The organism is uncultured Aquimarina sp. (assembly GCF_947500065.1).
Lineage (GTDB): Bacteria > Bacteroidota > Bacteroidia > Flavobacteriales > Flavobacteriaceae > Aquimarina.
In genome coordinates this window covers 34,524-59,919 of sequence record NZ_CANMQT010000016.1, presented here as the reverse complement: position 1 = coordinate 59,919, position 25,396 = coordinate 34,524, and the positions used below count along the sequence as shown (strand labels likewise).

19 protein-coding genes and 1 tRNA gene are annotated in these 25,396 nt (G+C 32.2%); 7 read left to right on the top strand and 13 right to left on the bottom strand.

The window, feature by feature from the left end; all coding sequences use genetic code 11:
- The first annotated feature begins 92 nt into the window (after positions 1-92).
- From Q0975_RS26405 to Q0975_RS26395, 3 genes are all read left to right on the top strand, one after another.
- On the top strand, positions 93-1,343 hold the full coding sequence (locus Q0975_RS26405; RefSeq protein WP_299443290.1) for a PepSY domain-containing protein: 1,251 nt from the start codon (positions 93-95) through the stop codon (positions 1,341-1,343).
- A 54-nt stretch (positions 1,344-1,397) separates the two neighbouring features.
- Complete coding sequence (locus Q0975_RS26400; RefSeq protein ID WP_299443287.1) at positions 1,398-1,838, top strand: hypothetical protein; 441 nt, start codon at positions 1,398-1,400, stop codon at positions 1,836-1,838.
- A gap of 68 nt (positions 1,839-1,906) precedes the next feature.
- Positions 1,907-2,716, top strand: coding sequence for an OmpA family protein (locus Q0975_RS26395; RefSeq protein WP_299443284.1), 810 nt, complete (start codon positions 1,907-1,909; stop codon positions 2,714-2,716).
- 111 nt (positions 2,717-2,827) lie between these two features.
- On the opposite strand, the gene Q0975_RS26390 is transcribed toward Q0975_RS26395, so the two are convergent.
- A complete protein-coding gene (locus Q0975_RS26390; RefSeq protein WP_299443281.1) occupies positions 2,828-3,673 on the bottom strand; it encodes an AraC family transcriptional regulator in 846 nt (281 codons plus the stop codon).
- Positions 3,674-3,799: 126 nt separating this feature from the next.
- On the opposite strand from Q0975_RS26390, the gene Q0975_RS26385 reads away from it, so the two are divergent.
- Complete coding sequence (locus tag Q0975_RS26385; protein ID WP_299443278.1) at positions 3,800-4,156, top strand: hypothetical protein; 357 nt, start codon at positions 3,800-3,802, stop codon at positions 4,154-4,156.
- Positions 4,157-4,239: 83 nt separating this feature from the next.
- Here Q0975_RS26385 and Q0975_RS26380 read toward each other — a convergent pair whose 3' ends face one another.
- Positions 4,240-5,115, bottom strand: a complete 876-nt coding sequence (locus Q0975_RS26380; protein ID WP_299443275.1) for an AraC family transcriptional regulator — start codon at positions 5,113-5,115, stop codon at positions 4,240-4,242.
- A 174-nt stretch (positions 5,116-5,289) separates the two neighbouring features.
- On the opposite strand from Q0975_RS26380, the gene Q0975_RS26375 reads away from it, so the two are divergent.
- The gene (locus Q0975_RS26375; protein WP_299443272.1) at positions 5,290-5,658 is read left to right on the top strand and encodes a DUF983 domain-containing protein; all 369 of its coding nucleotides are present in this window, start codon (positions 5,290-5,292) and stop codon (positions 5,656-5,658) included.
- A gap of 235 nt (positions 5,659-5,893) precedes the next feature.
- Here Q0975_RS26375 and Q0975_RS26370 read toward each other — a convergent pair.
- The 3 genes from Q0975_RS26370 to Q0975_RS26360 form a co-directional block, all read right to left on the bottom strand.
- Positions 5,894-5,968 (bottom strand) — tRNA-Pro (locus Q0975_RS26370).
- A 136-nt stretch (positions 5,969-6,104) separates the two neighbouring features.
- Complete coding sequence (locus Q0975_RS26365) at positions 6,105-7,142, bottom strand: cytochrome d ubiquinol oxidase subunit II (protein WP_299443269.1); 1,038 nt, start codon at positions 7,140-7,142, stop codon at positions 6,105-6,107.
- A 7-nt stretch (positions 7,143-7,149) separates the two neighbouring features.
- Positions 7,150-8,448 (bottom strand): cytochrome ubiquinol oxidase subunit I, encoded by a 1,299-nt coding sequence (locus Q0975_RS26360; RefSeq protein WP_299443267.1) that lies wholly within the window; start codon positions 8,446-8,448, stop codon positions 7,150-7,152.
- 340 nt (positions 8,449-8,788) lie between these two features.
- Between Q0975_RS26360 and Q0975_RS26355 the strand changes: the two genes are divergently transcribed.
- Together Q0975_RS26355 and Q0975_RS26350 are read left to right on the top strand one after the other, a co-directional pair.
- Positions 8,789-10,711 (top strand): tetratricopeptide repeat protein, encoded by a 1,923-nt coding sequence (locus Q0975_RS26355; RefSeq protein ID WP_299443264.1) that lies wholly within the window; start codon positions 8,789-8,791, stop codon positions 10,709-10,711.
- Complete coding sequence (locus Q0975_RS26350) at positions 10,689-11,342, top strand: response regulator transcription factor (RefSeq protein WP_299443261.1); 654 nt, start codon at positions 10,689-10,691, stop codon at positions 11,340-11,342. Before Q0975_RS26355 ends, Q0975_RS26350 begins: the two co-directional genes overlap by 23 nt.
- Positions 11,343-11,513: 171 nt before the next feature.
- Here the strand turns inward: Q0975_RS26350 and Q0975_RS26345 are convergent, their stop codons facing one another.
- The 8 genes from Q0975_RS26345 to Q0975_RS26310 all read right to left on the bottom strand — a co-directional run bounded on the left by Q0975_RS26345 (position 11,514) and on the right by Q0975_RS26310 (position 25,181).
- Positions 11,514-11,951, bottom strand: coding sequence for a hypothetical protein (locus Q0975_RS26345; protein ID WP_299443258.1), 438 nt, complete (start codon positions 11,949-11,951; stop codon positions 11,514-11,516).
- On the bottom strand, positions 11,941-13,431 hold the full coding sequence (locus Q0975_RS26340; protein WP_299443255.1) for a hypothetical protein: 1,491 nt from the start codon (positions 13,429-13,431) through the stop codon (positions 11,941-11,943). Before Q0975_RS26340 ends, Q0975_RS26345 begins: the two co-directional genes overlap by 11 nt.
- Positions 13,432-13,542: 111 nt before the next feature.
- On the bottom strand, positions 13,543-13,983 hold the full coding sequence (locus tag Q0975_RS26335) for a hypothetical protein (protein ID WP_299443252.1): 441 nt from the start codon (positions 13,981-13,983) through the stop codon (positions 13,543-13,545).
- 11 nt (positions 13,984-13,994) lie between these two features.
- Positions 13,995-15,662 (bottom strand): DUF4280 domain-containing protein, encoded by a 1,668-nt coding sequence (locus Q0975_RS26330; protein WP_299443249.1) that lies wholly within the window; start codon positions 15,660-15,662, stop codon positions 13,995-13,997.
- 4 nt (positions 15,663-15,666) lie between these two features.
- Positions 15,667-16,461, bottom strand: coding sequence for a hypothetical protein (locus tag Q0975_RS26325; RefSeq protein ID WP_299443246.1), 795 nt, complete (start codon positions 16,459-16,461; stop codon positions 15,667-15,669).
- 24 nt (positions 16,462-16,485) lie between these two features.
- Positions 16,486-18,276 carry a type VI secretion system Vgr family protein gene (gene vgrG / locus Q0975_RS26320; protein ID WP_299443243.1) on the bottom strand — a complete coding sequence of 597 codons (1,791 nt, stop codon included), beginning with the start codon at positions 18,274-18,276 and terminating at the stop codon, positions 16,486-16,488.
- 751 nt (positions 18,277-19,027) lie between these two features.
- Complete coding sequence (locus tag Q0975_RS26315; RefSeq protein WP_299443240.1) at positions 19,028-22,408, bottom strand: starch-binding protein; 3,381 nt, start codon at positions 22,406-22,408, stop codon at positions 19,028-19,030.
- 442 nt (positions 22,409-22,850) lie between these two features.
- Positions 22,851-25,181 (bottom strand): ATP-dependent helicase, encoded by a 2,331-nt coding sequence (locus tag Q0975_RS26310; RefSeq protein WP_299443238.1) that lies wholly within the window; start codon positions 25,179-25,181, stop codon positions 22,851-22,853.
- Positions 25,182-25,396 lie beyond the last annotated feature (215 nt).

Genomic DNA, 25,396 nt, shown 5'->3' with positions numbered 1-25,396 from the left:
GCTATTTGTTTCTAAACACTACTTCTCTATTATGGGGTAATAGATAATGCCGACAGTAGATCTTTTTATAAGCTTTTATAAAACAATACATAATGAAAAAAAAATCAAAACTTAATAAATGGCTGTGGAAATGGCATTTTATAGCCGGAATAATCTCACTTCCTTTTGTTCTTATACTTTCTATTACAGGAATGATTTATTTATTTAAATCTGATTATGAAGCTCCTAGACAAAAACATATAAAGGAGGTAACCGTAATTGGCACTCCTATTTCCTTACAAGAACAATGGTTAACCGCGAATTCCAATGCTATTAAAAAACCAAATTCTCTGATTATACCTACATCTCCTAATCAAGCTACTGAATTTATTTCTGGTAGATTTGGAAGTAAAAGTAGTTTGTTTATTAATCCCTATACTGGCAAAGTTTCTGGAGAAATTATTAGTAAGAAAACAGGCATGCATACGATAAGAAAGTTACATGGAGAGCTGCTAATGGGTAAATTTGGCACCAAGATCATAGAACTGATAGCAAGTTGGATGATCGTATTAATCGTAACAGGTTTATACGTATGGTGGCCTTCTAAAGGGTGGAAATTAAAAGGATATTTCGTTCCACGAACTCATCTAGATAAAAGAACTTTTTATAGAGATATTCACGCTATTTCGGGCTTTTGGATATCTATCTTATTACTTATGATCTTAGCTGGAGGTTTTCCTTGGACAGATGTTTTTGGTAATAATTTTAAACAAATTCAAAAATTGACAAATACCGGATATCCAACTACATGGCAAACAAATCAAATACAGTCTAACCCTTCTAGAAATCCTTTAACTTTGGATCAAATTGTAGCTAAAGCAAAAACAAGGCAACTTCCGGGTACGGTAACGCTGAGTTTCCCAAAAGGTCCTAAAGGTGTATTTAGTGTATCCAATTTCAATCCATCCGATCTATCATCACAGCAAAAAATTCACTTCGATCAATATTCTGGAGAACCGATTCTAAAACATACCTGGAAGGACGTAGGAATTCTAATGCGAGGAAGAATGTGGTTTATGGCCTTTCATCAAGGGGAATTCGGAGTATGGAATTGGTGGTTGATGTTAAGTACTGCCATTATATTAACAATAATGAGTGCATCTGCGATTGTATCTTATGTACTAAGAAAACGAAGAAAAAGTTGGGATGTACCCAAAGTTCCCGTTTCATTTAAAGTTGGATATGGTATTATTGCAATTCTTGTTGTACTTTCAGTAATATTCCCTTTATTCGGAATAAGTCTTTTATTAATTTTAGGAATCGAATACGGAAGAAAAAAGTACAAACTCACTAAAACTTCTTAGTCAACAACATACCTAAAAAATTAATACATTTGAAAATCAAAAAAAACAATACTCATGAAAACTAATAAGTTATATTTTTTCCTAATAATAACAGGACTTTTATTCCATGTTTCCTGTAATCAACTATCCAAAGAAGAACAAGAATTTGATGGATTAATGCAAAAAGTAATCGATGTACATGATGAAGTAATGCCTAAAATGGGAACTATGAGTTCTTTAATAAAGGATTTGGAACCAAAGATTGATACAACTGAAGTTGGTAAGTCTCATGCTAAAGCACAAAAAAACCTTAAAGATTCGTATGATTTTATGATGGATTGGATGAACGATTTTAGCACTAAATTTCCTCACGGAGAAGAAAATACAGCAGAGGATATAGAAAAATTCACTGCTAAAATGAAAATGCTTCAGGAAGAAGAAATTGAAGTTAATAAATTAAAGGATCAAATCAATTCTAGTATTGATAATGCTAAAAAACTATTAGAAAAGTCATAAGCCCTCGTTTTTATATATAGTTTGCAAAATTGTATTATTTTTGCTGCTGCAACAAATCGCTTAAACCAATGAGAAAAATTATTTTATTTGCCTCTGTACTCCTACTGACCAGTTCATTTGTACACGCACAAAAAAAGAAAGACCTACTAGCAGAAATTGACAAACTTAGACAAGAGCTAAAGACTACAGAAGGAGAACTAACTGAAGCTCGTAAAAATGAAAGAGTAAGTCAGTCCAAAGTAAAAACAATGGAGACTCAAGTAGCTGACCTGAAAGAAACGAATGCTACCCTATTAACTAATATGAGCAGCTTTACAGAACTTTCTAACAAAAAAGCTACTAATCTACAGACATCTCAAGAGATTATAAAATCAAAAGATATACAGCTTAACGCTATTAATGATGCGATTACTGCTAATGACTCTACCAATCTTGCTATATTCAGTCAGTTTAAAAATGCTATTGGTGGCGATAATATAAAAATCAGTAACAATACTATATATATAGTTTTACCAAACACTACCCTTTTCGGAGAAAGCGACAAAAATTATGTGGTAGATGAAAAAGCAAAACCTACTTTAGAAAAGATTGCTTCTGCATTGAACGCCAATCCAAATCTTACTATATTGGTAGAAGGAAATAGTAATGCTCTGAAACTAGATGGAAAGAAGCTTATTGATAATTGGGATTTAAGTTCTAGACAGGCTGCTTCTGTTGTGAGAGTACTTCAATTGGATTACAAGGTAGATCCTAAAAGAATGGAAGCTTTAGGAAAAAGTGAATATGCTACAGAAGGTATTGAAACAGTAACAAGAATTATAATTGATCCGAAGTTTGATAAATTTTACAATTTGGTAAAAGACAATATGAAGAACTAATCATAAAAGGATTTAATAGAACATATTTTATACTTAAAAGACCGACTATAAATAGTTGGTCTTTTTTTATATTACAAATTCAATCTTTCATATTGTCTCAGAATATCTTATCTAAGAATTCGTAAGTTTTTTACTTTTAAATTCTGTAGGGTTCAGACCTGTATGCTTCTTAAAAAACTTAGAAAAATGTCCTGCTTCTTTATATCCTAGCTCATAGGCTATTTCTTCTGAGGTCTTATCAGAATATAATAATAATCGTTTTGCTTCTAATATAATACGTTCATTTATTGTAGCCAAAGGAGACTTATCACTATACTTATGAAAAAGATTTGATAATGTCTTTGGTGATTTAAACAATAGTTCGGCATAATCCGCTACCTGATGTTTCTCACGAAAATGCTGTTCAATTAACACATTAAATCTTCTTATGATATCTAATTGATTATTGGGTAAACCAGGTTCTGGCAAATCTTCTTTTATAAGTCTTCTCGATTTAATAAGAAATCTTTTTAGAAGTGTCTGAAGCATTTCTCCTTGTATTTGATCCTTGTTTTCAAATTCTTCTCTAAAAGAATCAAACATCGCCGAGAAGCTTATTTTTTCTTTTTCATTGAGTGTTAATATCTGCGGAACAGAAGATCCAAAAAACAAAAACCCATTACAAGAAACCTCCTGATCATGATCTCGAATACAATAAAACTCTCTATTAAAGACTAATGAAATAATACCATCTGTATTTTTTTCAATCTCCAGTACATTAATAGGAGTACAAAAAATAATTTGATCTTTTTCTAACTCTATAAGAGATCCATCTACACGAAAACTTACTCCATGATCTTTACTCCATATGATCTTGTAAAGTCCTTTATTTCTTAGTAAATCTAATGCTGGGGAACAATTAAAATCAGTAAGAATAAATGAACTCTCATCTTTTATACTTGAATAGTCTAATCTCATACCCAAATAAACAAATAAATTTTATCAAATAAGAAAAATCTATCAGTCTTAAGGAATAATTTACATTTCACAGCCCTTACTTCTGATCTAAATTTGCACATATAATTAATCTAAAACAAAACACATATGGAAACTACAATCGAAAACAACTTGAAACACGTTCACGAATTATTATCTAAAGGAGCTTTTATTGAAGCTATGGACACTTATTTACACGAAGATGTAGAACTTAGAGAAAGTAATGACGAACCTAAAAAAGGGAAAGCATTTAATCTGAAATTTGAGCAGGATTTTATTGACAATCAACTTGCAGAATTTATTAGATATGAAGTAAAAAATTATGCCGTTAACGGGAATCATTCTTTTTATGATGCAGTAATGGAATTAAAACTTAAAGATGGAAGTACAATGCTTTCTGAACAAACGGTAGCTACAGAATGGAAAGATGGAAAAATTTTTAGAGAGCGTTATTATCACGGATAGTAGTACATCATCTCCGAAATAATATAATAAAACCCGAGTACATTAAGTATTCGGGTTTTATTATATTATTTATTCTAAGAGTATTACTCGTATTCTTTTCTAAATTCCAAAGGCGTTTTATTTGTTTTCAACTTAAATACTCTAGAGAAATAAGCGTAATCCTCATAACCTAAACTTTGTCCAATTATAGATAAAGGATTATCCGAATGTACAATTAGACGTTTTGCCTCCAATATCACACGTTCAGTTATCAGATCAGTAGTAGTTTTATTCAACGTCGTTTTAGTGATTCTATTTAAATGCTTCGGGGTAATACTGAGTTTATCTGCATAAAATTTTGCTGATTTTTCAGTTTTATAAAACTGTTGTATTGTTGCTTCTATGGAGGATAGCGTTTTTAAATAAACCGGAGTTGAAGACAATTGTATAGTTTCTTCTTCAACATATAAACGAGATAAATCAATATAAATAAGGTCAACTAAACTGATAATCTTTTGTTTATTAAAAGGTAAACTTTTACGAAATTCTGAATTTATCTCTTTAAAATAAGATTCTAATACAGAAACCCTATCTATTGTCAAATTTATATATGGAGGGTTCTTATATGAATAATAAAATGGAAATTGCTGAAGTTTTTTATTTGAAAAATGAAATTCGTAAAAATCTTGGGAATGAAAAAATATATAACCTTCTGGTTGTTCCTCAAACTTCCAATAATGGGTCTGACCAGGCATTAGAAAAAACACGCTTCCTGGTGCTACATCATAAGAGTTAAAATCAACCTCGTGTATCCCTGAACCTTTTGAAAAAAAAACACATAGAAAAAAATCATGTTTATGTGGTTTATCAAAGATATGTTCATTTTTTATTAAATGATTTTTCAAATCATTACTATAAAAATCTACAAGCGATTCCTCTCTTTCAAACTGAGTTATATTTAATATTGGTATTGTTTTCAAGAATAAATAAAATATGTCCTAAAAGTACAAAAAAAGGCGATAATTTTCTGAACATTCTAAACCTAAGTATAACTAATTTTGTATTTAAAACAATGTTACTACATATTTCATACATACACATACATAATGTTTACTTGAAAAACCAAAGTCTTTAATTTACAAATAAAAAATCATATGAGATTTCTAAAAGGAACAAAAATCAACAGTATTCTAGAGGGGAGTTGCCCAGTTTGTCAGAATGAAAGTATGTACTCTAAGAAAAACCCATACCGATTAAAAGAAACATTAAAAATGAAGGAACGATGTAGTTCTTGCCAAACAAAATATAAGATTGAACCTTCTTTTTTTTATGGAGCCATGTATGTAAGTTATCCAGTAGGTATAATGTTCGCCGGTGCTGCATTCATTATATCTAACCTTATATTAGGTATCGGTCTTATAGCTACATATTGTATAATTGTTGTAGTTATGCTCTTTTCTCTTCCGATTATTCTTAGGATATCAAGAAATATTTGGATCAATTTTTTTATGAGTTATAAATAAAGTTTTATATACTTTATGTAGAATAGAAAATCCAACTGTTTTCACAATTGGATTTTCTTGGCCGGGATGACAGGATTTAAAGAATCCTAATTACACTTTCCGCTGGAAATAGAAAGCCAAAAAGGTTTCACCTTTCTATGTCTTATTTGCTTTTATAATTTATGGCAGCTTGTGGCTGCCAACATTCAAAAACAAACAAACCTGAAAATCTTACGATTTTCAGGCTTTCTGCTTGTCGGGATGACAGGATTTGAACCTGCGACCACACGGCCCCCAGCCGTGTACGCTAACCGGACTGCGCCACATCCCGAAAATATTATTTTATGCTCAATACGTTATTTTTCACTTAAATTACTCTTATAAAAAAAGTTAAGTGGGCAGTCTTTCCTGAGCGGAGACGAAGAGCCACATCCTGAATTTGACAAACAAATATAAAAATACTTTTGTTATGTTGAAGGGTTGTTGTTCCGATCCAAAATCTTGATCATCTTAAAAGATTTCAATAAATGAAATAATCCGGGAAGAATAACAGCACCTCCAATAATCAAGGATATTCCTAAAGCATTAATGACACTATCTGGTGCTATATTCTCCAATAAACTAACGCTATGAGTTTCTGTAATAATAATATTGGGAAAATGAGATATTAAGGCTGCTAGTAAAATTAAAAACACCTGTAATCCTGCAAAAAATCTACTCAACACTCTCCTTCCCTTTTTTATAGCTAACCAAAGAGGGATTAATAATAACCCGGAAATTAACATCGCTACAATAGCATAAGCATCTTTTATAAAATCTTCTACAAAAATATAATCATTACTATACCCATAAATAAAGGTGATCAAACCAGTTACAAAAACTACAATAGTTGCAATAGCAGCTTTTCTAATATAAATGTTTTCTTTTCCTTCTTCAGACTCACCTATTAATAAAACAGAAGATAAAAATGCACATAATGCTGCAAAAAACAATCCTACCAATATGCTAAAAATATTAAACCAAGGTTGTACAAAAACTTCATAAAATGTTAAACTACTTACATCTTCAGTAAGTTTAATTTCCCCACTAATCAATCCTCCGAAAACCATACCTAAAAATATCGGTGTAATCAAGCTTGATATTTTAAACATCGCATCATACAATTTTTGGGAATTATCAATCACTGCATCGTAGTGTCTAAAAACGAAAGCGACTCCTCTAAGTGTAACTCCCAATAATACTATAGTAAGCGGAATATGTAAGTTAACCACCAATATGTTGTAATAGGCTGGAAAAGCGATCCATAAAATCACGATTAAAATAATAATCCAAATATGATTTGCTTCCCATACAGGCCCCATTACTCGATAAATTGTTTTTTTAGTGATTTTCTGATTCTCTTCTGATGAGAATAGTTCTACAATTCCAGCTCCATAGTCTGCGCCTCCTAAAACCACATATAGGTACAGAGAGAATATCAAAAAGAATAAAACAACATATAGCATAAATTAATTATTTATTAGCATTAAGAACTCTGATTTGACGTATCATTAACCAGGTAACTGCTACAGATAAGGTTAGATACACTACAATATACGTATAGAAACTAAAGACAATTCCTGGCATTGGTGTAACTGCATCTTTAGTCCTCATTATTTTATGAATAATCCAAGGTTGCCTTCCTACTTCTGTAACAATCCAACCTGCCTCTAATGCTATGAATCCAAGAGGTGCTAACAACACAAAAAACAACCAATACTTATTCTTTGTTAACCATTTTTTCTTTTTTAAAGAGATAAAATATAACAAACCTGCTAACATCAATAAACTTCCAATACCGATCATTGTTTGAAAGGCATAATGTACTATAGGTACATTTGGTCGTTCATCTTCAGGAAAATCATTTAATCCTTTGACCTCAGCATTAAAGTCTCCAAACGCAAGAAAAGATAGCATCCCTGGAATGGCAATTTTATATTTCACTTCCTGGGTTTCAGGGTTTACTATACCTCCAATATATAAAGGCGCCCCTTTCTCTGTATTATAATGAGCTTCCATTGCAGCAAGTTTAACAGGTTGTCGCTCTGCGATATCTTTTGCTGATATATCTCCACTAATAGGCTGTAGTATTGCTGCTATCGCTCCAAAGGTTATTGCTATTTTAAATGCTTTTGTATGCAGTGCTACTCTTCTACCTTTATACACTTGATACGCATGAATTCCTGCAACGGCAAATCCAGTAGCAGTAAAAGCTGCTAAGGTCATATGTAGTGCTTGTGTAAACCATGCTGGATTTAACATAGCTTGCACTGGATCAATATTGAGAAACTGCCCATCAATGTAATCGAATCCACTAGGAGAATTCATCCATCCATTAGCCGCTACCACCAAAATCCCTGAAGCTACTCCGGATAATCCGATAATGACTCCTGTAAACCAATGAAATTTTTCCGGTAATTTATTCCATCCATATAGATAAAACCCTAATGCTATTGCTTCTACAAAAAATGCTGCTCCCTCTAATGAAAAAGGCATTCCGATAATAGGGCCTGCGTGTTTCATGAATTCAGGCCATAATAATCCCAATTCAAAAGATAAAGCAGTACCAGAAACAGCACCAGTTACAAAGAAAATTGCAACCCCTTTTTGCCAGGCTTTAGTTAAGGTTAAATAGAGTTGATCTTTAGTTTTAAGCCACTTATAATGTGATACTACCATAAAAAAAGGCATCACCATACCAATACAAGCAAAAACAATATGAAATATTAAAGTGAATGCCATCTGGAGTCTTGCCGCATCAAGGTTTTCCATAGAAAAAATTTAGAGAAAGAGAGTTATTCTAATTACTCTATAAAGATACGATGCAAAGCTGATTTTAAGAAGAAAAACAACTAGTCTTTTACTTTTTTTTACTGTTATTTTTTTGCCAAAAAACGTCAATAAAAACGTCAATAAAAAAACACAAAATAATAATTCCAAAAACAAATATTTGATTTATTTATCTATAATACAGGCTCTTAAGAAAGAAAGAAAAATACTAAATTTTGATTAATTCTGTTAAGTTTTATTAAATACTCATAACTTTAATAACTCTTTACTTCGGAATCTTTACCTTCGTACATAGACCAATTTATTATTTTACACAAGCTTAATGAATATAGTATATATTAGAAAAATATTCATACTTATATCGTTTTGCGGTTCTTTTCTTTGTTTTGGGCAAAAATCAGTTACCATAAAACTAGATAGCGCAATTGATTCGTTAGACACAAATCCTGCCTACTCTTATATGGTTTTGTCTCAAATTTCTAAGAATAAAAAACACCTAGATTCCATAAAAGCAAAGGCTAAACTTTATTTAGGAAGCTATTTCAATTCTATTGGTGTTGTAGATTCATCAATGTACTATACCAGAGCCTCCTTAATCCATCTTAGGGATAAAAAATATAAGGCTAAAGCATATCGCTTGTTGGGTTCGAGTCACCGCAGAAAAGGGCAAATTGACAATGCCATAGAGCTTTTGTATAAAAGTCTTAAAATTTCTGAAGAAATAAGCTATCAAGATATGATTTCTAAAGTAAAATCTGATCTAGGACTTTTATATGCGAATAAAAAGGAATTTGATAAAGCTATACGATTTTTACAAGAAAGTATCGATAGTGCAGTAAGTGACCAAGCGGTCTATGGTAACTACGTGAATATCGGTACTATATATTTTTTTAAAAAAGATTTTAAAAATGCCGAAAAATATTTTTTAAGAGCATTTGAAATGATGCCTCCCGATAAAGATCCAAAGGTTTCCGCTACAATAGCTCTTAACCTAGGATCGGTTCTTTATGAGAATAAAAAATACAATCAGGCAATTGAATATTATGAAAAAAGTAAACAGATTGCAGATGCTCACGGTTTTGTAGATAAAAGCTTAAATGCAATTATACATAAAGCAGTAATAATAGGGATTCTTGGTGATCATTCTGAAGCTGTACAAATGCTTACTAATGCCATGATAAAAGCCAAGGATATTTCTAATCTAGAAATACAGACCAATATTTATGAAAACCTGGTAACAGTTTATAAAGATGCTGATAATCATGAATCTGCAAATGATGCCCTTGTTCAGTTCCACATACTTAGAGATTCTTTAAATAATAGAAAACAACGAAAAGAAATTACCGAATTAGAAGTAAAATATGAAACGGCAACGAAAGAGAAAGAAATTCTAGTCCTAAAAGAAGATCAGTTATTAAAAGAAGCTGAAATTAAACGCCAGCGTTTATTAAAACGGTTTTACATTATTGGTTTTATCATTGTACTTATACCAATTATTGGTTTGTTATTAGTTTACTACCAGAAATTACAAGTAAAAAACAAATACAATGCTCAAAAAGAAGAAATTAATAAACAGAAAATCACATCTTTTTTAAAAGAGCAAGAACTAAAACTAGCTAACACTTATGTAATTGCTCAAAACGAAGAGCGAAATAGAATTGCTAGAGAATTACACGATAGCATTGGTGGGAATCTAGCTGCGATAAAGTTGCAAATGATAGATATACAGAAAGACAAGGGTATTCAGGATACTATCATCAATCAGCTTGATGACACCTATGAACAAGTACGTGAGATATCTCACAACCTTATTCCAAAAAAGATTAATCAAACAGCTTTTACAAACTACATAACTGATTATATTAATACTATAGAAAAAGTTACAGATCCCGAAATCACATTCATACCTCATCCTGTAGAAAAAATTAATATCATTGATGATAACCAGAAAGTAGAAATTTTTAAAATTATTCAGGAATTAATGACAAATGCCTTAAAGCACGCCAAAGCAAAAGTAATCGAGGTTTGTCTTAACGCTTATAGTGATTCAATAGAAATTATTTTTGAAGATGATGGTATTGGCTTTGATGCGAAAAAAGAAACGAATGGTATTGGATTACAAAATATTAAAAAACGTCTAACGTTATTAAAAGCAAAAATTGATATTGATTCTGCAATTAACAGAGGAACAGCTATACGGATTGAAATACCTACAATACTAAATGACAAAAAAAAACAAATATAAGTTAGTTGTTGCCGATGATCATAAAATGTTTTTAGATGGTCTCCTAAGTATCATATCGCACGAATCCGATTATGAAATTGTTTACACAGCGAGCAATGGTATGGAACTTAAAAAATACTTGGACATTAATATATCTGATCAAATTGATCTGGCAATATTAGATATTAATATGCCCAAAATGGATGGAGTTGCTCTTAACCAACATATTAAAGAGCATCACCCAACCATAAAAACACTTATAGTCAGCATGTTATCAGATCCACAAAAGATATATGAGTTAACACAAGCTAATGTAAACGGGTACATCCCAAAAAATGCTAAAAAAGAAGAGCTTTTAGAAGCCATCGAAACAATCCTAAATGGTTCTAATTATTTTTCTGATAGTATCAAAGAAGTATACACAAAAAGTATTTTTGAGCGGAAGCAAAATAATGAAGTAAACTTAAGTAAACGAGAAAAAGAAATATTACAATTAATCGCGAAAGAATATACTACGCAGGAGATCGCAGACAAGCTTTTTTTAAGCAAATACACCATAGAAGGATATCGGACTAGTTTGATTTCTAAACTCAATGTAAAAAATGTAGTAGGTTTAGCAAAACATGCGATCAGGTTAGGGTTAGTAGACTAAAGAATTATTAGATTTTTTTAAAGTTCAAGAAATTGCTGGTCAAAGCAATTCAGTCCTTGATTGATAGGCATCGCTTTCATTTATTAAAATTTCTGAATCTAAATGTACAGACCTTGAATAGTAATTAGTATTGTGATAATATTATTCTATGCTAGATCAAAACTTTTAAGTTTACTTTGTATTCGAACAAATTTGATCTGCATATCTCTTAAAAACATATTTCACTTGTTCCAAGACATTAGAGCTGTTAAGAATATTTTCCTTATCGTTTTCATATATTATTGATATGGCCAAATCACTTTTGCAATTAATATTATAATTTAATGTATCCTCTTCTACTATTTTTTCATTTATATACGTAGTAACTTTAAATTTCGCTTTATGAAATGTTCCTTTTGTAATCACTTCAATTTCTTCATAAGTCATAGCACACCCAGAGCCACAACTATGGGTAAAAGAATTGGTTTTCTTTTTGTTAGTTTGTCTTATTTCACTTATTTGAGAGTTCGGATTCTCCTGTATAACTATATTACTACAACCTACTATAGTAAACCATAAAACGGTTATGAACATTAATTTATACTGAGTTGGAAAAATACTATTGCCCATTTTTTGAATTTATTAGTGCTTCTCTAATTTCTTCTGGAGTTATGTGCGCACGATTAAAACCATCTCCCGCATAATACGATTCTCCTCCAGTTGCAATTCTTCCTCTACTAATTGGTCTTCCTCTCTCCACACCAATACTTGCCCATTCTCTCGCAGCTTCCCACATTGCATCTCCAAGATCACCATCTCCTTCAAGATAAGCAATAATTGGAGGTCTTTTAATATCTATTAAGTATTCATCAAATACTCTATCTTGTGTTTCTTCATCAAAATTTCCACTTACATCAAGATTTAAGGCAGCTACAGCTTCATTCATTGTTATTGGAATTACTTGATATCGTCCAACGGCAAATATTGTACGGAATTCCCTGCTCTGTTGTCTTTGAATTTCACTGATAGGGGTTTCAACTACATTTAAACTGCGCACAACTCTTAACGGTGGTGGGAAAGTTCTATTACATATGTTATAATCATCTCCTGATTCAAATTGTGCAATTAAATTACCAAACGCACTATGTGCCCAAGAGGTATTCTTTGTTAGTTTAAAATACGAATTAGAATTCTCATTTAAAAACTCCTCATCATACATTTTTTGTCCTTGCACATTAACCTTTAAATATAGTAAATCCACAATTTGAATTGGCTGGTAATTGGTTGGTGTTACCGCAGTATTAAGATCATCAGGCCTTGGCACAGGACGAATGCTAGTTTCAACTAAACCAGATTCGTTTTCAGTTCTTTCAACGGTAGGTTTGAATTTTTCTTGCCAATTTTGATAGACTGTATCAGGATCTTCTACTTTTGGACGAAACTTGATTTTAGTCACTGCTTCTCCATTATCATTAAACTTAGCTTTTAACTGTGTTTTATTTACTTTTTCATTCGGTTCTTCTGCATCTAAAGAATCATATTGGATAACTGTAAGAGCTGTTTCGCTTTCCATAAGTAAGAATGGACTCTTCTCGAAAATTTCTATGACTGCTTCTTTATCTTTTAATGCAAAACCCTTTACTACGATATAAGCTTCTCCGCCTAGAACACCATTATTTATTTTTTGATAAGAAATCCTTTCTTCTGTTTTAAAAATCTCAAACGTCACAGTATCTCCATTAGCTCCATCATAACTATCGTTTACCAATGCAGCAACAATCAATTCAATAGCCGTGTGTTGCTTACTCTCAGATAATTCTGGAGAAACTCTATCAAAAATTATCTGAGCTGTACTTTTTTTACGAGCTATAGTATCGGTATTATTAGCTCCTCCGAATGAATATGTATAAGTTCCATCTGGTATTCCGAATTGTCTTTTTATTTGTTCTGCAAAATATGAATCAAGTAGCCCTTCCTCTGCTTCATTGGTAGCAAAAGTTGTTTGATTTGCATTATCCGCCCAATTTCTATTAACTTCCTCAATTCTTTTAGAACGAGCCTCCATTAATTGTCTTGCAACATTAGTTACTTCCTGATTATGTCCACTCATATAATATTTTTTTTAATATATATCTTGGTTATTTAGGAACTGGTGATTATCGTATTGTCAAAATCTAATTGTATTTATTTTAAGTTTATGTATTGATATTATAAATTCACATCAATCCCTATTAGATCCTACTTGTGTATCAGAAATACTAATTAACAAATTGAAATACTGCTCATACTGCTCGGGAATATCATATCCCGCCTGAATTTCCCATATAACTTCTGCATTTCTATTCTTAAAAACGAATTTATAATCCATTCCATCAACACAAGTACCACAACCTAATTTTTGATTTTTTTCTAGTATTTGTTCAGGTATATTTCGAACATTATTGTATTGTTTTGATTTTATTTTTTCTTCTTTTCCAAATGAATAAAGTATATCTTCAGAGATTTTATATATTTCTTTTTCTCCTTTCAATGTTTTATGGAAACAAATAATTTCAAGTTCATTTTCATCTTGAACACTCTGACTATCAGCTTTCTTACTTTTCTGACTTGAGCATGAATTGAGGAATAACAATGTTATTAAAATTATAGTTCTATGAATCATGTTATTCATCTTTAATAGTTAAAAATTAAACTTCTGTCCGCCCTCATAATATCCCATTGCCATTTAAAAAAAGAAGTCATCTTTCCTGTAAATGGATTGGCAGTTCCGTCTGCTTGTTGAATATAATCCATATAATTATCTGTAAAACCTATATGAAACACATGAGGTTTTGGAAAACCTTCATCAAAAGAGTGGGGTAAAGAAAGAGAGTGACCAGCTTCATGAACTACTACATAATTATCAATGAGTGCCGTTCCGAACATAGTATAAGCATTACCCCAAACCACACATGAACAATTTGAGAAATTACTTAAATCAGCAGAAGCTATACCTTCCGTTCTCTGGTAAGTGCCATCGGCATAATTAGTTTGTGCGATAATAGAAGTATAAAATAAATACGTTCGATTATTTAAATTTGAATCAATGGCAGCATTATTTCTTGGAGAATGTGATCCATACTTTTCATATAACATTTGCAAATCTCTTAAAAAGGCTTCTCCTGCATGTACACCAATATTACCTGAAGAGTTAATATAATTAAGTTTAAATTGAACTACATCGAAATCGTTTGATGGTAAACTATTGATATCAAAACGAATATCTACTTTAACCTCTGCTCTTATCAATGCTTGATTAAAAGACTGATATTTAAATGCATATTGGTAATCTCCGCTTAATGCAGCTGGACTTCCTGTAATTACATTAACTACTACTACTTCAGCTTTAGGGATAACATCATTTTTATATACCATTAATTTGCCTACTTCTTCTTTTTCTCCTTCTAATTGAGCAAATATTTTGATCTCCTCGTGATTAGACAAAGCTCCTCCTTCGCATTTTATGTTTATCGCTTTAGCAGCTACATGGTATTCTCGTATAGTACTACCTAAATTTTTCGTCTCCTTACCTCCTATAAGTCCTGCTAAATCCATTCTATTAGGAGTAATCGTTAAATATTCATTATTAGATTCAAAAATAATTTCCGTAGCATCATTGATCAATGGTTCTAATTCTTCTATTTCTAAATCTAAATTTACACCATCTTTATGCATTCTGGAACCCTGCGCAAATTCTTCATCAGTTGTACTAGGAAAAATAGAAAGCCAAGCAGGGTAATAATCTTCACCGTATGGTGTAATAGGGTTTACTATATCTTTTGTCCTATATTCTAATTTTAGAGCCTCCACATCAAGGCATACAGGAAAAGGCGCATTAATTGGATATATATATTCATCACGTAACCAATCAAATCCGTATTCTCCTTTGTAATCGTCTGACCTTCTTATATTAACTAAAAACTTTTTTAATACCGCATTTTCTGTATCTGGTAAATCTGTAGGAACATCTATCTGGACAGTATCATCAATAGCAATATCTACACCTCCCGTACTACAAGTAATCGTAGAATCTTCTAACAACATAAACTCGCCATCGATTTCTACATCGGTGGCTACTTCGTTCCATTGAGTAGGTGCTATTACACTAGCGCATGGTGGTGGGCTTTTTCTCCATTTTTTGCAAACTCCACCAAAAACAAGATTAGATTTACTTCTATCTCCATTAGTAGCACAAGGTGTATCTTGTAATTGCACTTGGGTGTGTGATACTACCAATGTTCCGCTGCTAGAGCATAGCGGACAACTTAAAGTAGCTCCATTTTTCACAAATTGTCCAGCCATGATTTTACAATTGATTTATACTTAGCATATTGTGATATTCTTGTCTTCCATATTTTTCTATGTAAGAGATTAAAGCTCGTTGTAACCAAGATGCTTCTATACCTTTAAAATTATAAGTTCCATTAACAGACACATACTCCTTACTTTCTGGATAATGTGCTTGTAACTGTAATTGAATATCTTCTGTTTCTTTAGCTGATTGTAATAAAACTTCTTCCTTTGCTATAATCTTACCGTATTTTGTAGCTAAATATTGTGATGTTTTACTGCACGAATCTGAACTATATTTCTGATATATTGACTTTACCAATCCACCAAAGTTGTGATATAATAAAATATCTTTAATGATTTCTTCTTCAGAATCTAATATCGCATCAGTTTTTAGAATAAAACGCTGTATTTGATTTCCTTTATATTTACTTTTTAAATATACTTTTACTTTATTCCAGATATCCTGTAGTTCGCATATGTTATCAATGGCTACAACATTGCCCGTATAGGAAAGTTTCAGACAAAGTTTATCATAAACAGAAGCTGTTCTTTTTATAATATCTTGCATCGCTAATGACCCATCAGAAAATTCAAATTTTTCATTTTCTATATTAATATTCGCAAATCGTATATAAGGCTGATCTTCATCGTATTGAATAGAAAAAGAAACTTCTTTCTTATGTGTACAACGTATCGCACTGGAATAATTAATAAAATTTGAACTTTCTATCGAATACCTTTGTGTCCCTTCTTTAGGGATATGTAATTGTATCTCTTGTGTTCTAAATGTATATTTACTTGGGATCATTGACTTGTGTGTTAAAAAAATAAGTTATCCTTTACTGATTTTTACATTTCCGCCTCCTTGAAAAGAAGCAGTGGCACCGCAGGCAATCTTCATATTTCTCTTACTTTGGATTTCGGCATTACCACTATTTTGTATTAAATCTCCTCCAATAGTAGTCTTCATTTTATTCTCTACAGTATTTGTATGGTCAGAAGAAGAGGTATTAAAATTCTTTTCGGTATAAATCGTAGTATCTCTACCTATGTTAAAATTAGCATCTTCCTGAACGTTCAATTCAAAATTCTTTGCATTCAATGTCATTTTCTCCAATGCCGTAATTGTAATATTATTATTGGCTGTATCGATATGGATGATATTCTCATTCTTATCTGTTATAGTAATAAATTCTGCTTTATCAGTATCATTTAATTCAATGGTATGACCGCTTCGTGTTCTAATAGCTTTTACATTATTTTTATCCGTTTTCCAACTAGCTGGATTTGCAGAACCATTATAAAGTGCTCCCATAACAAAAGGTCTTTCTGCATTTCCTCCTTCAAAACCTATTAGTACTTCCTCTCCTACTTCTGGAATAAAATGGAAACCTTTATCTCCTCCAGAATGTGGCGTCATTACTCGAAGCCAAGGTGTATATACTCCTAATGGCTTTTGCCACTCCAATTGAACTTTGATTCTCCCAATTCCATCGGGATCATCATTAGCGGTAACAGTTGCTACCTGTGTTTCACTTTTAGGAGTTTTAAAAATATTTGTGTTAGGATACACATCTTGATCTATTGCAATTCCTTCAAAGTGATTGATATATTTTCCATTTTCATTGGCTTTATGGATTACCTTAATAATTCTATAAACACCCTGACTATTAGCATCTTCCTTTATTCTTACAGTTCTTCCTAGACTCACTCCCGGATTATCACTTTTACCACTAATAATTACTTGTTTAATTTCCTCTGCTTTTTTCTGCTCTTTTACTAGGTTACCGAGTCTTTGTTTTGTTTGCGAGTCATTATAAGTGTTTAAGAAAATGTTTGTTTTATGAGGAAACATTTCTTTACTTTTATTTGAAGCGTATCCATTATGTCCATTTATTGAACTAGTAATATCTGAAGTCGTAACTTCATGTTTCTCACCATTTAGATAATCATTTGTAAAAAAGGAATAACTATTAGATCTCGGATTGAGGCTTCTAGAAAACTCCTGTAAATCCATTCCATACGTAAGCATAACTTCTTCTGATTCAGATGGTTTTCCAAATACTAAATTTTCACCATCGTAATAAAACCACTCACCATATTGAGCTGATAATCTACTGGCAAATTCAAAACTACTTTCCTCGTGTTGCACACAATAATGTAAATTATTCTTGGTTCTAGTAGTTATCGTAGTATTTAGTTTTGAACGGTCGTATTTTTGAAAAACATTCGTGAGAATTGATTCTAAGTTTTCATCATTAAATGATGCATAGTGTGGTCCATCATCGGTTAGTATTGAATTACTTTTAGCTTTAATCAAGATAGAATCTCCCATTGATTGATGAAAACCATTAGTCACTTTGATCTCAGTAACCACTCCATTAAATTTCAATTCTTTATAAACATCAATAGTATCTATAGACGAAACAGATAGAATAATAGTCTGTCCTAGGAAGTCATTACTTTCGTCTTGGCTTAGATCTGAAACTTTTTCTAGTACATCTCTCCGACATAATATTTCCAAAGTATGGTGATCATCAATTTCTTGCTGTAGTGATAGTTCCTTAAATGCTTTTATAGAAACTCCACCAATAAATAATTGAATATTAGATTGAAGTGCCATTGTTGAGTTTTAAGATTAATTTGTGTACCCATTTACAAAAACAAACTGTTACTCCTTAACTAAATATTTTATGACAAAAAAATAGACTCTAAGAATAAACAATAATTCTGCATTGGTTGTTTCAAATTTAGAAAATTAATGGTGTCAAATCAACCAGATATTCAGTGGAAACTCACCCCTGAAAACCACTACAATTAACAATGGTTCATTACTATATAAATTAAGGGTTAGCCGTAAAACACTTGAATTAGCTTAAAATAAATTAGATAAGAATTACCTAGATACATTTTTCATGGAAAGAAAAAACTGGACATAAAATAAAATTCATATCCAGTCACTAAAAGTATTTAGTATGCATTTTGTTGGGGTTTAGGTTTATAGAAGTTTATCTGTGAATTGCATGGCTACTTGCCGCTGGTAATTCTTGTAAAAACTTTCTTAAAACACTCCAGTTGATCTTAAATGAAATAAAATTTGTCATGATTTCCTTTTTTAAATTAATAAACATTTTCTAACTGATATTTTTTATTGCCCTATCAGTTGCCTAGTAATTTTCAAAACGCGTGCCAAACTTTTACAAACAAAAGCAACAGAACACTAACCACCTTAAAACAAAGTATTTAAATCTTAAAAAAAAATCCTACACTTAAAAAAACGATCTTCTCTAAAAACATTCTTAATATAAATTAAAAAAAACCTGCCAAGGATAATCACTTCCTCAACAGGTTTCTTACTTCAGCAAAATAATGGTTTACTTAACCATTTTCATCACCTTCACATTTTTATTAGAAACGACCTTTAGAAGATAAATTCCTTTTGGAAGGTTTGCAGTATTCATGGTTACTGTATTTGTTCTAGTATCCTTTACAAAAGTTGTATTAGTACTCTTGCCTGCAAGGTCGAATATTTCTATTCTGACATAATTATCTTTCAGGTTTCCTGTAAAAGATAATGACAATGATTCACCAAAAGGATTCGGCCATGCCTTTACTAGTTGCAATGCATCATTTTCAGGAACTTTATTAGAAAAAGATCCTCTAATATCATTTAATGATGGGCAATCACTTGGGCAGGTATCAAACCATTGGTTATCATACCATCCATCTGTCGTTCTGAATACATCATCACTTTGTGATCCTCCATTATCATTAAAAACGATTCCCACCTCAACGGATTCATCTATTTCGTAAGAATACCAAGGAGAACCAGTGATTGCATTCATCTGTACACCAGGCCAAGCCGGAGCTCCAGGGATTGCCGCATTTGAATTTTTATCATACAGATAAATGAATGCAGTATTCCAGGAAGAAGGTTTTTTAAAGTATACATCAAAAGAAGTATCTGGAATGACTCCCGGACATTCTCCAGGACAAGTATTCGTCCAACTGTTGTTATACCAACCTTCTGTCGTTCTAAATAAATCATCGCTCTGTGCTCCTCCGTTATCATTAAAAACGATTCCTACCTCAACAGTTTCTTCTATTACATAAGAATACCAAGGAGAGCTGCTCAGTTGCGTCATTTGTACTCCTGGCCAAGCAGGAAATCCTGAAATTGCAGTATTTGAATTTTTATCATACAGATAAATATATGCTGAACTCCAGTTATCAGGTTTTCTGAAATTAACCGTATACCCTAATGTATCTTGGATAGTATATATTCTATTAATTACAGCAGAAGTTCCTGCACTATTAATAGAAACCGCATTTAATTCTGTAGCTCCTATAGAAGAAATTGTAAAAGATCCAGAATACAAAGTACTTGTAGCATCTGGAACAGATCCATCTATCGTATAATATATAGCTCCAGAATTGGTAGCACTCATTGTCACATTTACACTACTGTTAAACGTTCCAGAATCAGGAGAAACTGTCAATACTGGTGGTTGTGGGCCCGTTGGACAGTCACTTGGACAGCTATCAAACCATTGATTATCATACCAACCATCCGTAATTCTTGTTAAATCGTCACTTTGAGCTCCGCCATTATCATTAAAAACAATACCAACTTGTACATCCTGATCTATATTATATGTAAACCAAGGAGTCCCTTCTACACTATCCATAACCGCTCCAGGCCAAGCTGGAAATCCAGGTAATGCATCGCCAGTATTTTGATTAAATAAATAGATATTCGCCGATGACCAAGTAGATGGTTTTTTAAAATACACATCAAATGGAGATCCATCACCTATTACATAATCTCTAGAAACTATATTAGATTCGTTACCATTAGCATCGATTGCTATTGATTTTATTGAAGTAGTTGTAGTTACACTAAAAGAATTCGTATAAGGTGTACTAGAAACTGAAGGATTAGAACCATCTGTAGTATAAAAAATATCCACAGAAGCTCCATCTGCCGTTGTGGATGCATTCATTTCTACAGTGACTGCGTCTGTATAAAATCCTGAAACTGGATTTACAGATAAGGTTACGGAATCCGAAAGATCAAAAGGCTCTCCTACTAAAACAATTCCGAAAGTAGTTCCAAAAGTTACTGTTCCTCCAGAAACTGTTGCCGAAGTATCAGAAAAGTAATCTTTAAGTACGGTTCCATCAGGCCACATTCCAAAAACATCTAATGCTCCAACAAAATCATTATCCTGACCTTGAAACACCAATGCTTTATCATTTTGCCCATTACGATTATATTCTCGTTTAAATATGTATGGAGCATCACTTAGTTTTTGATGTGAACCTCCACCGATTGAAATATGTTCTCTTCTATATTTTCCAAGTTTTCTCCAATGCAGTAACATGGCATCATCTATTGAATCCCAGTTCATATCAGAGCGATATCCAGCATCTACATATGTAGTAGCGTCAAAAAACTGACGTCCGGATTCGTCTCCATAATATATCTGTGCCCCACCAGGAGATAGTAATAACTTTACTGCTCCTTCAAACATATTACCTGTATAGAATTCACTGAAATCATGAGATCTCAGGTAACTAATCATATTGTATTCTCCTGGAGTACCAAAACCTCCATCGTTATTATTCAGCTTTGCGGCAAAAGAACTAAATATTTCTTCTTGTCCTAAATCTGTATAAGCTTCTTTTGGTGATCGGAAATTGATCATACTATTAAACTTTCCTACAGTAAAATCATCAGGTAATTGATCTCCAACATTACCAATAATATTTACTCCAGAATGTTCTCCTGTCATGTAAAAATCAAGGTCATCCAATTTTTTTGTTGGATTATTCTGTTTCCATTCTTTTAGAGCTGAAACAGCCTCATCTTTAAGCTCTGCCCAAGCATCAACACCAACGTGTCTTTCTGTATCCACTCTAAATCCATCGATTCCATATTCTCTAACCCAATCAGTCAACCATTTAATTAGGTAGTATCTTGGCGCTCTCGGTTTTCCCGTTCTTGCAAAATATGCATCTAATTCATCTAATTCTTGTTGCTTTCTTCCTTCTGCATCCCACTTATCTAATAACCATTGTGGAAGGTTTACAGAATTGAAAGATTCAGTTCTTATATCCGGTAAACCAAAAAGTGGCGTTGTCAAGTCGTCACAAGGAAGTTCTCCATTCTCAGTTCCACATTGTAATCGTACCCAATCAGAAGGATAATCTTCATCAACAAATTCTAATTGACCATTTACATTCTTGAAAGTTCTATATCCAGAATGGTTCATTACGATATCTACTAGTACGCGTATACCATGATCATGTGCAGTATCAATGAAGGTTTCAAAATCTTCCGCACTAGTAAAATTAGGGTCAAAAGCAGTCCAATCATTTGTATGATATCCATGATAAGGATAATCTCTAAAAGCAGGATCACCTGCAGGAGGATTATTGAATCCATGCCTATTTTCTACAACAGGTGTCACCCAAATAGCACTAACTCCTAATTCATCAAAATATCCTTCTTCAAGTTTCTGTGTAACGCCAGCAATATCTCCTCCGTGAAAGTCTAGTTCATTGTTTCCACTATCCTGAAAACGATCAAAGTTTGAATCATTAGTAGTATCCCCATTATTAAAACGGTCAGTAATAAGAAAATAAACCGTGAGGTTATCCCAGGAAAATGGGAGATTTCGTTCGGATTGTGCAATACCTACTCTAGGCATACATAAGCACAATAATAACCCTAAATAGAGTAATTTTTTCATAATTAAGTTTGTTTGTGTGTTAATAAAAAACGAAGAGGGAAAATATCCTTGGTTATAGAAATCCCTCAAACGTTGTAATAAATATTTCTAAAAAAAAACGGGAAAATATAATATTCGAAGAATCGATTTTATACGAAAACGTTTGAGTGTTGATATTTAACTCTAAAAAAGTTAAAAACCTGAAGAATAATTAAAAAATTAGCGTATAATTTGGTGTATTATCTATTTCTAGATTTAGAAAAGCTGTATTCAATATTTATCAAAAAAAATCAAATTTTTCTAATAGTTATTTAATCAATGAGGCAGATAATTAGTTTATTTTAAAAACCATCTTTATTAAAAGAAAATACACTACCATACTCTAGAAAAACAGTGTGTAATCAAACTACAAAAGCCCCCCTTACTAAGTATAATAATTACCAAAAAAAGCTTGAATAAAATCTTACCCGATTACTTTCAACTTAGCAAATCTTAATAAAAGTTTTTTGATTCCTCCATTTTCGAAGTTAATCTCTGCTTTCTTGTCTTGCCCCACACCTTCTATCTGAAGAATTTTTCCTTTTCCAAAACGCATATGTTCAACAATAGTTCCTGGTACCAGATCTCCATCAAAAAGATTTGTTTTTGGAGTACTTGCCGTACCATCAGTTATAGGTCTCAATTTGCGAAGTTTACGTAATTGTTCTTCAGAAGGTTTATGAGATACCGGTGGTGATCCTGAAATGGGTTTTTTAAGTCTCAATTTACTTTTATCTACATCTCCAAAAATATCAGTATCTACCAAAGGTTTGTAACGATACGTATCGACTGGAGTAATATATTCTAAGTATTGATCATCAATTTCTTCGATAAAACGACTAACTTCTGCATCTACTAGTTTTCCCCATCGATAGCGAGATTGTGTATATGTTAGATATGCTTGTTTCTCTGCTCTGGTCAGCGCTACATAAAACAGCCTACGCTCCTCTTCTAGCTCCGATCTCGTATTCATACTCATACCAGAAGGAAACAAGTCTTCCTCCATACCTACAATATATACGTAAGGAAATTCTAGTCCTTTTGCCAAATGAATGGTCATTAACGCTACTCTATCATCATCACCGGTATCCTGATCCAAATCTGTTGCCAATGCTACATCTTCTAAAAACTCCGCAAGAGATCCTGTCTCATCAGCCAATTCCTTTTGTTCTTCTACAAAATCGCGAATACCATTCAGTAGTTCTTCTATATTCTCTATACGAGCAATCCCTTCGGGTGTTCCATCTTTTTTAAGCTCCTGTAATAAACCAGTATTCTTGGCAACCATTTCTGCTAATACAAATGCATCAGAAGTTTGGTTAGTAACCTGAAAACTCTTGATCATATTCATAAAGTTCTCAAGCCTAGTCTTTGTCCCACTATTGATTTTAAGGTTAATACGATCCAGATTTTCTATAATTTCGAAAATAGATCTATCATAATGATTAGCAGCCACTACTAATTTATCCACTGTTGTACTTCCAATTCCACGGGCTGGATAATTAATAACTCTTTTTAGCGCTTCCTCATCTTTTGGGTTAATGATGAGTCGTAAATAACTTAAAACATCTTTAATCTCTTTTCTTTGGTAAAAAGATAACCCACCATAAATTCGATATTTAATATCCCTTTTTCGCAGCGCATCTTCCATTGCCCGAGACTGTGCATTTGTCCTGTATAAAATAGCAAACTGACCATTAGTCAACTGATGTTGCATTTGATTCTCAAAAATCGAGCTTGCTACATAACGACCTTCATCTCCATCTGTCAGTAATCGATTTACAAAGATTTTAGGACCAGGATCATTAGCAGTCCAAACGACCTTATCAAGTTTTGTTTTGTTCTTATCTATAATAGAGTTAGCAGCTTCTACAATGTTTTTAGTAGATCTGTAATTTTGTTCTAACCTATATTGTTGTACATTTTCATAATCCTTTTGAAAATTAAGAATGTTATTGATATTTGCTCCACGAAAAGCATAAATACTTTGTGCATCGTCTCCTACCACACATATATTCTGAAACTTATCTGATAATGCCTTTACAATTAGATACTGAGAGTGATTTGTATCTTGGTACTCATCTACTAGGATGTATCTAAAACGATTTTGATATTTTGCCAAAACATCAGGGAAACGATTTAGTAATTCATTCGTTTTAAGTAATAAATCATCAAAATCCATAGCTCCTGCTTTAAAACAACGATCTACATAATGTTGATAGATTTCTCCCATACGTGGTTTTTTTGCCATTGCATCAGCCTCCATCAACTCAGGGTTTTGAAGATAGGCTTTGACTGTAACCAAATTGTTCTTAAAAGAAGAAATGCGAGACTGAACCTGTTTATATTTATATATGTCCTTATCTAAACTCATTTCTTTAATTACCGAAGCAATTAATCGCTGAGAATCTTGTGTGTCGTATATTGTAAAATTAGAAGGATACCCTAATTTATCGGCTTCTATTCTCAAGATTTTAGCAAAAATCGAATGAAACGTTCCCATCCATAAGTTCTTTGCTTCCGTTGAACCTACAATATCAGCAATACGCTTTTTCATTTCTCGCGCTGCTTTATTTGTAAATGTCAGGGATAATATATTAAAAGAATCAATCCCAAGACTCATTAAGTAAGCAATCCTATAAGTAAGTACTCTTGTCTTTCCAGAACCTGCACCTGCAATCACAATCATAGGACCATCTTTCTGTAGTACAGGAGCTCGTTGTGCATCATTTAATCCAGCTAAATATTCTTCCAATTCTTCAGTATTTTATAAGCTTCGAAATTTAAGTAAACTATCCTTTTTATTGAACTATTATTAGTGATACTTATAAACAAATCATTAACCTTTTTAAAGGCAAAACACCCTATTTGAATAATTATAATCAAAGCCCTATTTCTTACGTTGTTAATATCTTTTTCAGCAAAAACATCGTTAAAATGCAATAATTTAAGATAAAATACATATATTTA

What these genes read in the sequence shown, in the direction of transcription:
- Q0975_RS26335 (WP_299443252.1), bottom strand. Translation starts at nt 13,983, where the DNA reads ATGATTCATAGAACTATAATTTTAATAACATTGTTATTCCTCAATTCA.
- Q0975_RS26390 (WP_299443281.1), bottom strand. Translation starts at nt 3,673, where the DNA reads ATGAGATTAGACTATTCAAGTATAAAAGATGAGAGTTCATTTATTCTT.
- Q0975_RS26400 (WP_299443287.1), top strand. Translation starts at nt 1,398, where the DNA reads ATGAAAACTAATAAGTTATATTTTTTCCTAATAATAACAGGACTTTTA.
- Q0975_RS26375 (WP_299443272.1), top strand. Translation starts at nt 5,290, where the DNA reads ATGAGATTTCTAAAAGGAACAAAAATCAACAGTATTCTAGAGGGGAGT.
- Q0975_RS26350 (WP_299443261.1), top strand. Translation starts at nt 10,689, where the DNA reads ATGACAAAAAAAAACAAATATAAGTTAGTTGTTGCCGATGATCATAAA.
- Q0975_RS26340 (WP_299443255.1), bottom strand. Translation starts at nt 13,431, where the DNA reads ATGAGTGGACATAATCAGGAAGTAACTAATGTTGCAAGACAATTAATG.
- Q0975_RS26330 (WP_299443249.1), bottom strand. Translation starts at nt 15,662, where the DNA reads ATGGCTGGACAATTTGTGAAAAATGGAGCTACTTTAAGTTGTCCGCTA.
- Q0975_RS26405 (WP_299443290.1), top strand. Translation starts at nt 93, where the DNA reads ATGAAAAAAAAATCAAAACTTAATAAATGGCTGTGGAAATGGCATTTT.
- Q0975_RS26315 (WP_299443240.1), bottom strand. Translation starts at nt 22,408, where the DNA reads ATGAAAAAATTACTCTATTTAGGGTTATTATTGTGCTTATGTATGCCT.
- Q0975_RS26355 (WP_299443264.1), top strand. Translation starts at nt 8,789, where the DNA reads ATGAATATAGTATATATTAGAAAAATATTCATACTTATATCGTTTTGC.
- vgrG (WP_299443243.1), bottom strand. Translation starts at nt 18,276, where the DNA reads ATGGCACTTCAATCTAATATTCAATTATTTATTGGTGGAGTTTCTATA.
- Q0975_RS26345 (WP_299443258.1), bottom strand. Translation starts at nt 11,951, where the DNA reads ATGGGCAATAGTATTTTTCCAACTCAGTATAAATTAATGTTCATAACC.
- Q0975_RS26325 (WP_299443246.1), bottom strand. Translation starts at nt 16,461, where the DNA reads ATGATCCCAAGTAAATATACATTTAGAACACAAGAGATACAATTACAT.
- Q0975_RS26385 (WP_299443278.1), top strand. Translation starts at nt 3,800, where the DNA reads ATGGAAACTACAATCGAAAACAACTTGAAACACGTTCACGAATTATTA.
- Q0975_RS26365 (WP_299443269.1), bottom strand. Translation starts at nt 7,142, where the DNA reads ATGCTATATGTTGTTTTATTCTTTTTGATATTCTCTCTGTACCTATAT.
- Q0975_RS26395 (WP_299443284.1), top strand. Translation starts at nt 1,907, where the DNA reads ATGAGAAAAATTATTTTATTTGCCTCTGTACTCCTACTGACCAGTTCA.
- Q0975_RS26360 (WP_299443267.1), bottom strand. Translation starts at nt 8,448, where the DNA reads ATGGAAAACCTTGATGCGGCAAGACTCCAGATGGCATTCACTTTAATA.